Below are 12,507 nucleotides of genomic sequence, written 5' to 3'. Positions count from 1 at the left end.
GATCAGGGGCGGCAGACTCGCAGCATGGCCTCCAGGCCGGCGAGCTTGACCCGCTCGCCGCGGCCCAGCGTCCTGGCGAGCTCGGCCTCCGCGGCCTCGATGGCCTGCCACTCCGCGTACGTCACCGGGTGCACGCCCCGCTCGGCCAGCAGCGCGTCGACGGACGCGCGCGGACGCCCCGCGTCGGAAGGGCCCGACAGGTCGGACAGGTCGGACAGGAGGGTGCGGACCGTCTCGGCGGCGTCGGACTTGTTGGTGCCGATCACGCCCGTGGGGCCGCGTTTGAGCCAGCCTGCGACGTATTCGCGCTCCCGCACCCGGCCGGCCTCGTTCGGCACGGTCATCGTCTCCCGCGAGAACGGCACGCCCGGCAGCGGGACGCTCTGGTAGCCGACCGAGCGCAGCACCATGCCGACGGGCAGGGTCTCGAACTCGCCGGTGCCCACTACCCGGCCCCCCTCCGACAGCCGGGTGCGTTCGAGCTTGAGCCCCTCCACCCGTTCGGCGCCCAGGATCTCCACCGGGCGCAGCCAGAAGCGCACGTCCAGCCGGCGGGGCCGGCCGACGGGCTCGCGGTCGGACCAGGAGCGCAGCACCTCGATGTTGCCGCGGATCTGCCTGGGGAAGTCGGCGCCCAGCACCACGGCCTCCTCCGGGCGCACGCAGACGTCGGCGTTGGTCAGGTCGCCGAGCTCGCGCAGCTCCTTGAGGGTGAACTTGGCGTGCTCGGGGCCGCGCCGGCCGATCATGTGGATGGCCTTGACCTGGCTGTCCGCCAGGCGTTCGAGCACGTCGTGCGGCACGTCGGTGGAGCTCAGCTCCTCGGCGGTCTTGGCCAGCACGCGGACCACGTCGACGGCGACGTTGCCGACGCCGATCACGGCCACCTCCGGGCTGTCCAGCGTGAACCTCGACGGGTCCACGTCCGGGTGACCGCAGTACCAGTTGACGAAGTCGGTGGCGGCGACGCTGCCCGGCAGGTCCTCGCCCGGGATGCCGAGCTTCCTGTCGACCATCGCGCCGGTGGCGTAGACGACGGCGTCGTAACAGCGCAGCAGGTCCTCGACCGACAGGTGCTCGCCCAGCGTCACGCCGCCGAGGAAGCGCACCTCGGGCAGCTCCAGGACCCGGCGCAGGTAGCCGGCGATGGACTTGATCGACGTGTGGTCGGGCGCCACGCCGTATCTGACCAGCCCGTACGGGGTCGGCAGCCGTTCGAGGACGTCCACCTCGACGGGCCCGGCCGACTGTTTCACCAGGGCTTCGGCCGTGTAGATCCCAGCGGGCCCGGACCCGATGACCGCCACGCGCAACGTCACGTCGTCTCCCTATGCCGGTCGTTGTCCACTTCACCAGGTGCAACGGGTCGGCGTGATCGATCTATCCCCGAACGCCCACACGGATTTTTACCGAATGCCGCCCGATCATCCTTTTTTTCTAGATTTTTCTGGTTTTTCCGACATATCCGGTTATCGTGGCCCGGCTCTGTACCGATACTCCTCCAGACCCGCCGGGCACTCAAGGACGCCTAGGTCTGCCGGGCGAGCCGTTCGCGCAGCGCGGGCTTGTCGATCTTGCCGTTGACGTTCGTCGGGAGCGCGTCCACCACGACGATCCGCTTGGGCACCTTGTAACCGGACATGTTGGCCCGTGCCCAGGCACGCAGCGCCTCCGGATCGGTGGTGATCCCCGGCCTGGTCACCACGTAGGCGACGCCCGCCTCGCCGGAGACCGGATCGGGCACGCCGACCACGGCGGCCTGGGCGAGCGAGCCTTCGAGCAACAGCAGCGACTCCACCTCAGCGGGTGAGACGTTGAACCCGTTGACGATATAGAGCTCTTTCTTCCGGTCGACAATCACCAAATTTCCGGATTTATCAAGAGTGCCGATGTCTCCGGTGTGGAGCCAGCCGTCCTTGCCCACGGCCTCGGCGGTCCGGTCCGGATCGTCCCAGTAGCCGCGCATCACCCCGTACCCCCGCTGCAGGATCTCCCCACGCTCCCCGGCGGCCACCTCCAGGCCGCAGTCGTCCACGATGCGCACCTCGATGCCCGGCACCGGCCGGCCGGTGGTGGACGCGATCACCTCGACCGGATCGTCGGCCCTGGTCATGGAGACGACCGTGCCCTCCATCAGGCCGTACGCGTTGATCATGCGCGTCAGCCCGACCCGCTCCACCAGCCGGGTGATCAGCGCGGGAGGGACGGCGGCGGCGCCGCAGATGGCCACCCGCAGCGACGACACGTCCCAGTCGCCCTTGTCCAGCTCGTCCAGCAGCCGGTGGAAGAGCGTCGGCGGCCCGGCCAGGACGCTCGCCCGCCCCTCGGAGATCAGCGACATCAGCGCCCCGGGCGCGAACACCCGGATCGGCATCATCGCCGCCCGCCGCAGCACGCAGGCGACCAGCCCCGCGTTCAGCCCGAACCCGTGGCTGAACGGCGCGATCACCGGATAGCGGTCGTGCTCGTCCAGCGTGACGATCTCCGACCAGTCCCAGTAGCCGCGCAGCACCTGCGCGTGATCCAGCATCACCCCCTTGGGCGCGCCGGTGGTGCCGGAGGTGGACATGATCTCGCACAGATCATCGGGCCGTACGGCGAGCGCCCGCTCCTCGCCGATCCGCTCCTCGACCTCCGCCCCCCGCGCCCGCAGCTCCGAGTGGCCTGTACGCGGGGGGTGCGTGAGCCGCTCCGCCCGCCGCTCCGAGACGGGCACGACCAGGTGCCGCAGGCCCGGCAGCGGTGGCAGGAGGCCGGCCAGGGGCGTGCGGTCGGGGCCGTCGCCGGTGATCAGGATCCGCGCCCCGGTCTTCTCGATCAGCGCGGCGGCCTCGATCCCCTTGTACCGGGGGGAGAGCGGCACGAGCACCGCGCCCGCGTCCCAGACGGCGAAGGCGTGCACCGCCCAGGAGGGATCGTTCACCCCCCACAGAGCCACCCGGTCACCCGGCCGTACCCCGAGCGCGATGAGCCCGCGCGCGGTGACCGCCGCCGCCGCGCGCAGCTCGGCCATGGTCATCGGGGTGTCCCCGTCGACGATCACGATGCTGCGGGGATGGCGTGCGGCCTGGTCGCGCAGCATGCGCGGCAGCGTCCCCCAAGCCGGCATCGTTCCCGCCGATCCCGGCGCCGCCGCCTCCGCCGCTTCCGGCACCCCTGATGCCTCGGATGCCGCCGATCCTGTCGATCCCGTCGATCCCGTGGGTTGCACCGTCACGCCTCCGATCGGGTCACACCGGGGGCTCAGGTGAGCAGCGCCCGGTCGCGGCCGAGGTGCTGGCCGCGTAGATCGTTCACCAGACCGGGCCGGGCCGCCTCGGCCGCCTCGGGCGCGATGTCCACGCCGATCGCGACGGGTGTCAGCGCCCGCAGCGCCTCCCGGATCCGGGACTGCCACATCGGGTTCGCGACCAGGCTCTGCCGGCCGAACGTCACCGTGAGCACCGCCGAGTCGAGCGTGCCCGCCCGGCTGATCGTCAGCTCCCACCCGGACACCCCGTCGATCTTGGACAGCGCCTTCTCCAGGCGCGGCAGCGAGACCCACACGCCTCGCACCAGCACGTGCTCACCCACGGTGTGCTCAGGGGCGGGCAGCCCGCCGGGGGCGCTCGGGTCACCCGCCACCTGCCCGGTCCGCAGCACGGCGTCGCCCAGCGTGGAGTGCCCGGCGGCCGTGATCACCAGCTCGGCGGGGCCGCTGCCCACGTACGGCTCGTCCTTGTCCAGAGCCGCCAGCCCGAGCACGCCGTCCGCGACGGGCGTCAGCGGGTCCTCCTCCGAGGTCCGCCACGCCAGCGCGCCGCCGCTGAACGGACTGGAGTACGCCTCCGACACCGCCGCCCCGAACTCGCCGGCCAGGTGGCGCATCGTCCGCTTGGAGGCGATCTCGCCGGTCAGCACGATGTGCCCCAGCCCCAGGTCGAGCGGGTCGAGGAGGAACTCCAGATGCAGCCTGGCCAGGAAGTCCATGACGCCGGTGGGCGTGGCGACGAGCGTGGTGGCCCTCAGTGTGGTCAGAGCGTGGTGCAGCCGCATCCGGCCCCGGGGCCCGACCGACGCGCCGGCCGCCGCCACGTCCGCCGCCGCCGACGCCCAGAGCGAGCCGGCCGGCTCGGCCAGCGCCACGACCACCCGATCGGCCGCGCCGACCCCCACGGCCGCCAGCGCCTCACCTGTCATCCGTACGCAGGCCGTACGGTCGGCGGGGTCGAGCGGGAAGACGCTGGACAGATCCGGTGCGACGAGCAGGAGCCCGGTGGCGGAGCCGCCGGTCGCGCCGAGATCGTGGCGGGTCAGCCAGCGGGCCGGCATCAACGCATCACCTCGTCCATGAACAGGGTCATCGACGCGCACACCTGGTCGTGCGCCAGCCCGCCCACCTGCGCCTGGAGGATCAGGTCGGTGACGCCGGCCTCGGCGACGCGGGCCAGCGCCTTGCGCGAGCCCTCCGCGTCGTCCACCACGACCATCAGGTGCTCGCGCAGCACGGCCATCGACTCCTCGGGCGGCATCCCGGCCGCGAGCTGGCCGAGGACCCGGTGGGTCGCGTGCCGGGCGTCGTAGTAGTCCGGCGGGGTGACGAGGTTGACCTGGCGGCGGATGTACCACAGGACCGCGTCGGCGGCCGTCGCGTTGGCCTGCTCGCGGGTGGGGGCGACGAACCAGGGGATCATCAGCGCCACCCGCCGGGTGCCGGGGTCGAAGCCGCTGTCGGCCAGCGCCTCCCGGTAGCGGGCGATGTCCTCGGCCACCTCGTCGATGCCCTTGAGCATCGTCATGCCGAGCAGGTTGTAGCCGTGCCTGGCGGCGGCCAGGTAGCCCTCCAGGGAGGTGGAGGCCACCCAGACGGGAGGGTGGGGCCGTTGCGCGGGACGCGGGTAGACCGCCACGTCCGGGATCTCGAAGAACTCGTTGGAGCGGCTGACCGGCTCCCCGTCGGCTCGCCAGATGGCCAGCGTCGCCTCCAGGGAGTCCTCCCAGATCTGCCGGGACTTCTCGAAGGGCCGCTGGAAGGCCTGGTACTCCAGCGGGGAGGCGCCCCGCCCGGTCCCGAACTCCACCCGTCCGCCGCTGAGCACGTCCAGCGTGGCGACCCGTTCGGCGGTGCGGATGGGCGACTGGAACGGCAGCAGCACCACGCCGAGCCCCAGGTGGATGCGCTCGGTGCGCTGGGAGATGGCAGCGAGCACCAGGTCGGGCGCGGAGGAGTGGGAGAAGCCGCGGGTGAAGTGGTGCTCGACGAACCAGGCCGTGTCGTAGCCCAGCCGATCGCCCAGCACGACCTGGTCGATCACGTTCTGGAACGCCCGCTGTTCGACCTCGCGGGTGCGCCCGCGTACCTCCAGTTCGTAGCCCAGGCTGATCCGTAGGGCCGTCATCGCGCCTCCGCCGAAGTCTGTGAACCAAGCGCTCGCTTGGTTGAGCGTACCAGCAGCCACCACTTGCGGGAAGGGCGCTGTCACGATCAAAGTGGATCCTCGTGAGGCGAAAGCACGCGCTACGGCGGCCGAAGGACGGGACCGACCCGGACGATCACTCGCTCGCCAGCGCCTGCCGCTACGAGGCGTTCGGCCGGGTGATGGCGGCGCTCGCGACCAAGGCGGAGTTCATCGAGTCGTGCCGCGACCTGACCTGGTGGCCCGGGCCCGACGAGAGCTGGCACATCGAGTGGCGCGACGGCCCCTTCGCCTCCGAGGTGGCGGCGCTGCTCGCCCGGCACCCGCACGCCACCGGTCGCGTCGTGACCGCCGACGACGTCTCCGCCGTGCTGGAGGTGAGGGGCGTCCGCTTCGAGTTGCGCGCCGTCGACCCGATGGGCAGGACCGAAGTGCGGTCCCGGCCGCACTTCTGGCGCCTGGCCGAGGCGCTCGACACCACCCGCCGCACCACCGCCCGCCACCCCTGGGAAGAACTGCTCGGCGGCTGACACCTTCCCTAAGGTTGTCCCGAAATTTGCCTTTTTTGTACGGCCACATACCCTGACAACGGTCGTCTTTAGGCACGGATGGCCTGGGGATGGACATGGGTAAGAGCACAATGGAGTACGTGGATCTCGCCGAGTTCGATCGGCGGCAACGAGGCATCGAGCGCCATGTGCTGGCCGCTTCTCTCGGCGGGCTGGCCATCGGTCTCCTCGGCGTGCTCGCCGCGGGCAAGGGCCCCGGATGGTTCGGCCACGTCTACGACCCGTACGCCTATCTGGCGCTGGCGCTGGCCGTCGGGGCCAGCGCGTCCGGCTTCGGCTGGGCGCTGCTGACCACGTTCCTGGCCGCGGTGGCCACGCTGGCCGCGGCCGTGGGCGGCGGCGTCATCGGCGGCGGCTCCCGCTTCCACCTGATAGGCGGCAGCGTCGCCGTGCTCAACTGGACGCTCGCGCTGCTGATCGGCATCGGCCTGCTGGCCTACGTGACCCGCAGGAGCGACCGGTGGGGCGACTACGCGGCCGGCGTCATCGGCGCGGCCCTGCTCGCCGACGTCGTGGACCGGGCCACTCCCGGCTTCATCGGCGGCGAGCGGTCCTTCTGGCCGCTGCCCGCCCTGCTGATCGGCGCGGTGGCCGTCGCCGTGGTGATCGCACTGCGCGGGAGCGCCGGGGCCCGGATCAGGGCGCTGGCGTGCACCGTGCTGCTGACAGGGCTGTTCGCCGCTTGGATCACCGTCGCCGGATAAGCACGCGCCGAGGGTGTCTCCGAGTCGATAGCCTGTAATCCTTCACATCAGGCCCGAGCAAGGAGTAGCCGTGTTGCTGCGCATGTCGTCGTTGTTTCTTCGCACCCTGCGGGACGACCCGGCAGACGCGGAAGTGCCGAGCCACAAGCTCCTCGTTCGCGCCGGCTACGTCCGCCGCGTCGCGCCCGGCATCTACTCGTGGCTGCCCCTCGGCAAGATGGTGCTGGAGAACGTCGCCCGCGTCGTCCGCGAGGAGATGAACCGGATGGGCGGCCAGGAAGTGCTCTTCCCCGCCCTGCTGCCCCGCGAGTACTACGAGGCCACCGGCCGCTGGACCGAGTACGGCGACACGCTGTTCCGGCTGCGTGACCGCAAGGGCGCCGACTACCTTCTCGGCCCCACCCACGAGGAGCTCTTCACCGACATGGTCAAGGGCGAATACTCCTCCTACAAGGACTATCCGGTCACGCTCTACCAGATCCAGACCAAGTACCGCGACGAGGCGAGGCCCCGGGCGGGCATCCTGCGTGGCCGCGAGTTCCTGATGAAGGACTCCTACTCCTTCGACCTCGACGACGACGGCCTCAAGCGCTCCTACGAGGCGCACCGCGAGACCTACATCAAGACGTTCGACCGGCTGGGCATCACCTACAAGATCGTGTTCGCCACGTCGGGCGCGATGGGCGGCTCCGCCTCGGAGGAGTTCCTGGCCCCCACGCCCACCGGCGAGGACACGTTCGTGGCCTGCCGCTCCTGCGGTTACGCCGCCAACGCCGAGGCCGTCACCACGCCCGCCCCCGCCGCCCGCGCGCTCGACGGCCTGCCGGAGCAGCGGGTCCTCGACACCCCCGGCACCCCGACGATCGACTCGCTGGTGTCCTACGTCAACGAGCACCACGGCCTGTCCGTCACCGCCGCCGACACGCTGAAGAACGTCGTCGTCAAGGTCGCCACCCCCGGCTCGAAAAAGGTCGAGACCCTGGTCATCGGCGTTCCGGGGGACCGCGAGGTCGACTTCAAGCGCCTGGAGGCCGCGCTGGCCCCCGGCGAGCCCGCCATCTTCGAGGCCGAGGACTTCGCCAAGCATCCCGGCCTCGTGCGCGGCTACATCGGCCCGCAGGTGCTGCGCGACCTCGGCATCCGCTACCTCGTCGACCCCCGCGTGGCCACCGGCACCTCCTGGGTGACGGGCGCCAACGAGCCCGGCAAGCACGCCGCGCACGTCGTGGCCGGCCGTGACTTCGAGCCCGACGGCACCATCGAGGCCGCCGAGGTGCGCGCCGGTGACGCCTGCCCCCGCTGCGGCGCGGAGCTGTCCATCGACCGCGGCATCGAGATCGGCCACATCTTCCAGCTCGGCCGCAAGTACGCCGACGTCGCCGGCCTCGACGCGCTGGGCCCCGACGGCAAGCCGATCCGCATCACGATGGGCTCCTACGGCGTCGGCGTCTCCCGCGCCGTGGCGGTCATCGCCGAGCAGGCCCACGACGAGCTGGGCCTGGTGTGGCCGCGCGAGATCGCCCCCGCCGACGTCCACATCGTGGGCACCGGCAAGGGCCGCCAGGTGGAGGCCGCCCTGGAGCTGGCCGCCGAGCTGGAGTCCCGTGGGCTGCGCGTCCTGGTGGACGACCGGCGGCAGGTCTCGCCGGGCGTCAAGTTCAAGGACGCCGAGCTGCTCGGCCTGCCCACCATCCTGGTCGTGGGCCGCGGGCTCGACCAGGGCGTGGTGGAGCTGCGCGACCGCGTGTCCGGGGACAAGGGCGAGATTCCGCTGGCAGAGGCGGTCGACCGGGTCGTCGCCGCCTGCGCGGCCTCCTGACCCCCGCACTTAGGGGCGATTCACGTACATAAAGGGCGTTAGACAGCGGCTGGTTTGACGGCGCGCTGAGGGGCTGTAAACCTCGGTGCGATGAAGCCACATGTCGAATTGAAAGACTTCTGGGAACGACGCCTGGAGTCCGACTGGACCGAGAGTGGTGTCGGATACAAGGCGCTCGGCCGGGCGTTCAATATCTGGATGTATCGGGTGCGCGCCGAGGGTTTCCGCCGGGAGGCGGCCACCCTCGGCCTGGACCTGCCGAAGGCGCGGGTGCTCGACGTCGGCTCCGGCACCGGCTTCTACGTCCGCCTGTGGCGAGAGCTCGGCGCCGGGTCCGTCACCGGCAGCGACCTCACGGAGGCGGCCGTGGAGCGGCTGCGCGCCCGCTTCCCTAAGTCCTCGTTCCTTCAGCTCGACATCGCCGAGCCCGGCGACGCGCTGGAGCCCGGCTCGTTCGACGCCGTCTCCGCGATGGACATGCTCTTCCACATCACCGACGACGACCGCTACCGCGCGGCCCTGCGCAACATCGGCGAGGCGATCAGGCCGGGCGGCGCCTTCGTGCTGTCGGAGAACTTCCTGCAGAGGCCGGAGGAGCGCTCCGACTACCAGGTCAACCGCACCCTGCCGTGGATCACCAGGGCCCTCGACGAGGCCGGGTTCGACGTGGTGCGCCGCGTCCCCATGCTGGTGCTGATGAACGCCCAGGTCGACGGCCAGCCGCTGTGGCGCAAGCTGTGGGGCGGGCTGCTGCGCGCGGTGACGCTGACCGAGGTGACCGGCTGGCTGGCCGGGGCCGCGCTCTATCCCGTGGAGCGGCGCCTGGTGCGCGTGCTGCGCGAGAGCCCCACGACGGAGTTCATGATCTGCCGCCGCCGCTGACGGCGGGGACCGGGGTCAGCCGCCGGGGGTCGGGGTCGTCCGCTGCGGCGTGGCCTTCCCCGGCATGCCGGGGAAGGCTGTGGTGATCGCCGGCCTGAAGGAGTAGGAGCGGGTCGCGGCCTCTTGCATCACCAGTGCCGCGTACGCGCGTGTCTCGGCGCCGGCCGCGGCGACCAGCTCCAGGTAGGCGGCCACGATGCCGCTCTCCACGTGGGCCGCGAGCCCGGCGGCGGCCGAGGCGGTCGACGGCACGGACAGCAGCGCGTAGGAGGGGGCCGGCTCGGCGGGCTTGCCGCCGCGCGCGATGATCACCTCGCGCAGCTCGTCCCTGCGGTCACGGTGGGAGTCGTAGGCCCGGGTGATCCGGGCCCGCATCGAGCCGGTGGTCCGCGCGCCGAGCAGGCCGTAGGCGAAGACCGCCGCGTGCTCGGCCGCCAGGGCCTTGCGCAGCCTGTCCACGTCGCCGGGCCGCGCGCCCGCCCCGGCCGGCTCGGGGGCCGTGACCGGGGCCAGCGCGTGCATGGCCTCGCAGGCGCCGATGCTGGCGACGAGCTGGGCGAGAGACGGCGAGATGCCGGAGAGCTGGCTCGGGCGCAGCGCCGCCGCCTTGCGTTCGAGGCTGCGCAGGCGAGCCATCGACACCTTGCCGCTCGTGCCGCGGCTCGCCGTGGGGCTGGTAGCGGGGCCGGCGGTGGGGCTGGTGGTGGGGCCGGTGGTGGGACTCGCGGCGGCCGTGGGGGCGCCGGACGCTGCGGGACCGGCGGCCACCTTGGGAAAGCGCCTGCGCAGCTCCGCGAGGTGGGCCTCGTGCCGCTCCCTGAAGGGGACCAGCCGGTCGCCGCCCTTGGCGATCAGCGTGTCGTAGAGGGCGACCGTCTTCGCCTTCTCCGCGATCAGGATGCGGGCGAGCGCCTCCTCCGGGGAATCGCGCGGGGGCGGCGCCGGGACGTCGCCGGGGGCGCTGCATCCCGCGAGCGCCACGATGACCGCTCCGCCCGCCAGCACGGCTCGCCGGGAGAGGTGTGGCTGGCGCACGAGCAGGGACCTCCAGTGTCACGGACCGCAGATAGCATCGTACGGGCTCACGCCTCCCCTCGCTGTCAGGCGTACCGCAGCACCCGGCCGTCGTTCGCCGAGGTGGCGTTCGCCGCCTCCGGAGCCGAGGCTCGCCGTCCGGGCGTGCCGAGTGTCGCTCTCTGCGTGCCTTCCTACAGATAGGGTGTCAACTGTCGCCGCTGGCTGAGCAGCCATGCGACAGAGAGCCAGAGGCGAGGTCCGCCCGGCTGAGACATGACAATAGGGGAGGTCGATATGGGCAGCGCATCATCCCGCGACCACCTGATGAAGCTCCTTGAGCCTGTGGTCAGCGCGGAGGGCCTCGATCTGGAGGACGTCACCGTCACCCAGGCCGGCAAGAGGCGGTTGCTGCGCGTGATCGTCGACCGTGACGGCGGCGTGAGTCTCGACGACGTGGCGGACGTGAGCCAGGCCGTCTCGGCGGCCCTCGACGACGACGACGTGATGGGCCAGTCGGCCTACACACTCGAGGTGTCCTCGCCGGGCATCGACCGGCCGCTGACCGAGCCCCGCCACTGGCGGCGAGCGGCCAAGCGGCTGGTGAAGGCAGAGCTGCGAGACGGCGCGGTGATCGAGGGCCGGGTCCTCGCCGCCGACGACGACGGCGTCGATCTCGACGTCGAAGGAGCCGGGCGACGGCTCGACTATCAGGACCTGACCCGTGGACGGGTGCAGGTGGAGTTCCGCCGCTTCGACGACGTCGACGGCGACGAAGGCTAAGGGGAAGCCTCGTGGACATTGACATGAGCGTCCTGCGCAGCCTTGAGCGGGAGAAGGACATCTCCTTCGACCTGGTCGTCAAGGCCATCGAAGACGCGCTGCTGATCGCCTACTTCCGCACGGAAGGCGCCGCGACCAAGGCACGGGCCGAGCTCGACAAGAGCAGCGGGCACGTGACCATCTGGGCGGCCGAGCTCGACGAGGACGGCGAGATCGTCAGAGAGTACGACGACACGCCTGGAAACTTCAGCAGGATCGCCGCCACCACCGCCAAGCAGGTCATCCTGCAGCAGCTGCGTGACGCCGAGGACGAGATCAACTTCGGGGAGTTCGCCAGCCGCGAGGGCGAGCTGGTCTCCGGAGTCATCCAGCAGGGCAAGGACCCGCGGGTGGTGCTGGTCGACCTCGGCAAGATCGAGGCCGTGCTGCCGGCCCACGAGCAGGTGCCCGGCGAGGACTACGTGCACGGCGAGCGCCTGCGCGCCTACGTGGTGCAGGTGAAGAAGGGCCACAAGGGCCCCTCGGTCACGCTGTCGCGCACGCACCCCGGCCTGGTGAAGAAGCTGTTCGCGCTGGAGGTGCCGGAGATCGCCGACGGCACCGTGGAGATCGCGGCGGTGGCGCGCGAGGCAGGCCACCGCACCAAGATCGCGGTGCGGTCGCGCAGGCCGGGCGTCAACGCCAAGGGCGCCTGCATCGGCCCGATGGGCTCGCGGGTGCGCAACGTGATGACCGAGCTGCACGGCGAGAAGATCGACATCATCGACTGGTCGGAGGACCCGGGCGACTTCGTGGGGAATGCCCTGTCGCCCGCACGTGTTTCTCACGTGGAGGTCCTGGATCTCGAAGGACGGGTGGCGCGAGTGATCGTGCCCGACTACCAGCTCTCCCTGGCCATCGGCAAGGAAGGGCAGAATGCCCGGCTTGCCGCCCGGCTGACGGGCTGGCGCATCGACATCCGTCCGGATACGCAGGCCGAGGACGCCGCCGGTTCCGTAGATGCGTCGACACGGTAAGCTGGAATATGGTTGCCACGCGGCCCCACAGCGCACCTGTGTGGGCTGCAGGGTCCGCACGGCTAAGTCCGAGCTGCTCCGGTTGGTGCGGGTCGAGGACCAGGTGGTCCCTGACCTGCGAGGACGGCTTCCTGGCCGGGGTGCATCGCTGCATCCGACCGTGAGCTGTCTAGAGCTTGCCGAGCGTCGCCGAGCGCTCCCGCGCGCGTTTCGCGTGCCGGGGCCGCTTGACGTCTCGCGGGTGCGAGCCCACCTAGAAGGAGAACCACGAAATGTCATGTAGGACGCCGAGTTGATGGGGCGGAGTCAGATTGCTATGAGCGC

Annotated in this window: 12 protein-coding genes; 7 read left to right on the top strand and 5 right to left on the bottom strand. The window is 71.3% G+C overall.

The genetic code is table 11. From position 1 onward, the window contains the following. Positions 1-2 precede the first annotated feature (2 nt). From ACTMTF_RS11180 to ACTMTF_RS11165, 4 genes are all read right to left on the bottom strand, one after another. A complete protein-coding gene (locus ACTMTF_RS11180) occupies positions 3-1,319 on the bottom strand; it encodes an FAD-dependent oxidoreductase (RefSeq protein WP_441110522.1) in 1,317 nt (438 codons plus the stop codon). A gap of 209 nt (positions 1,320-1,528) precedes the next feature. Further along, entirely contained in the window at positions 1,529-3,082 is a 1,554-nt protein-coding gene (locus ACTMTF_RS11175; RefSeq protein WP_441110521.1) for an AMP-binding protein, read from the bottom strand. 161 nt (positions 3,083-3,243) lie between these two features. Then, a complete protein-coding gene (locus tag ACTMTF_RS11170) occupies positions 3,244-4,311 on the bottom strand; it encodes a hypothetical protein (protein ID WP_441110520.1) in 1,068 nt (355 codons plus the stop codon). Continuing rightward, on the bottom strand, positions 4,311-5,378 hold the full coding sequence (locus ACTMTF_RS11165; protein ID WP_397009104.1) for an LLM class flavin-dependent oxidoreductase: 1,068 nt from the start codon (positions 5,376-5,378) through the stop codon (positions 4,311-4,313). Before ACTMTF_RS11165 ends, ACTMTF_RS11170 begins: the two co-directional genes overlap by 1 nt. A 101-nt stretch (positions 5,379-5,479) precedes the next feature. Between ACTMTF_RS11165 and ACTMTF_RS11160 the strand changes: the two genes are divergently transcribed. The 4 genes from ACTMTF_RS11160 to ACTMTF_RS11145 all read left to right on the top strand — a co-directional run bounded on the left by ACTMTF_RS11160 (position 5,480) and on the right by ACTMTF_RS11145 (position 9,370). Further along, positions 5,480-5,926, top strand: coding sequence for a hypothetical protein (locus ACTMTF_RS11160; RefSeq protein ID WP_441110519.1), 447 nt, complete (start codon positions 5,480-5,482; stop codon positions 5,924-5,926). A gap of 95 nt (positions 5,927-6,021) precedes the next feature. Continuing rightward, entirely contained in the window at positions 6,022-6,669 is a 648-nt protein-coding gene (locus tag ACTMTF_RS11155; protein WP_441110518.1) for a hypothetical protein, read from the top strand. A 70-nt stretch (positions 6,670-6,739) separates the two neighbouring features. After that, positions 6,740-8,488: a proline--tRNA ligase gene (locus ACTMTF_RS11150; protein ID WP_397009110.1), complete on the top strand. Its 1,749-nt coding sequence runs from the start codon at positions 6,740-6,742 to the stop codon at positions 8,486-8,488. Positions 8,489-8,578: 90 nt separating this feature from the next. Then, entirely contained in the window at positions 8,579-9,370 is a 792-nt protein-coding gene (locus tag ACTMTF_RS11145; RefSeq protein ID WP_397009112.1) for a class I SAM-dependent methyltransferase, read from the top strand. Positions 9,371-9,385: 15 nt separating this feature from the next. Here the strand turns inward: ACTMTF_RS11145 and ACTMTF_RS11140 are convergent, their stop codons facing one another. Continuing rightward, positions 9,386-10,405: a ferritin-like domain-containing protein gene (locus tag ACTMTF_RS11140; protein ID WP_441110517.1), complete on the bottom strand. Its 1,020-nt coding sequence runs from the start codon at positions 10,403-10,405 to the stop codon at positions 9,386-9,388. Positions 10,406-10,681: 276 nt separating this feature from the next. On the opposite strand from ACTMTF_RS11140, the gene rimP reads away from it, so the two are divergent. The 3 genes from rimP to ACTMTF_RS11125 are packed head-to-tail and all read left to right on the top strand — an operon-like array spanning position 10,682 to position 12,466. Further along, positions 10,682-11,167: a ribosome maturation factor RimP gene (gene rimP / locus ACTMTF_RS11135; RefSeq protein ID WP_441110516.1), complete on the top strand. Its 486-nt coding sequence runs from the start codon at positions 10,682-10,684 to the stop codon at positions 11,165-11,167. An 11-nt stretch (positions 11,168-11,178) separates the two neighbouring features. Next, positions 11,179-12,183, top strand: a complete 1,005-nt coding sequence (gene nusA / locus ACTMTF_RS11130) for a transcription termination factor NusA (protein ID WP_397009118.1) — start codon at positions 11,179-11,181, stop codon at positions 12,181-12,183. Continuing rightward, positions 12,167-12,466 (top strand): YlxR family protein, encoded by a 300-nt coding sequence (locus ACTMTF_RS11125; RefSeq protein ID WP_397009120.1) that lies wholly within the window; start codon positions 12,167-12,169, stop codon positions 12,464-12,466. Before nusA ends, ACTMTF_RS11125 begins: the two co-directional genes overlap by 17 nt. Positions 12,467-12,507: the final 41 nt, after the last annotated feature.

The organism is Nonomuraea sp. ZG12 (genome assembly GCF_052068115.1).
Taxonomy (GTDB): Bacteria; Actinomycetota; Actinomycetes; order Streptosporangiales; family Streptosporangiaceae; genus Nonomuraea.
Note: the sequence above shows the minus strand (reverse complement) of the source record. Positions and strands in the feature narration are given on the sequence as shown.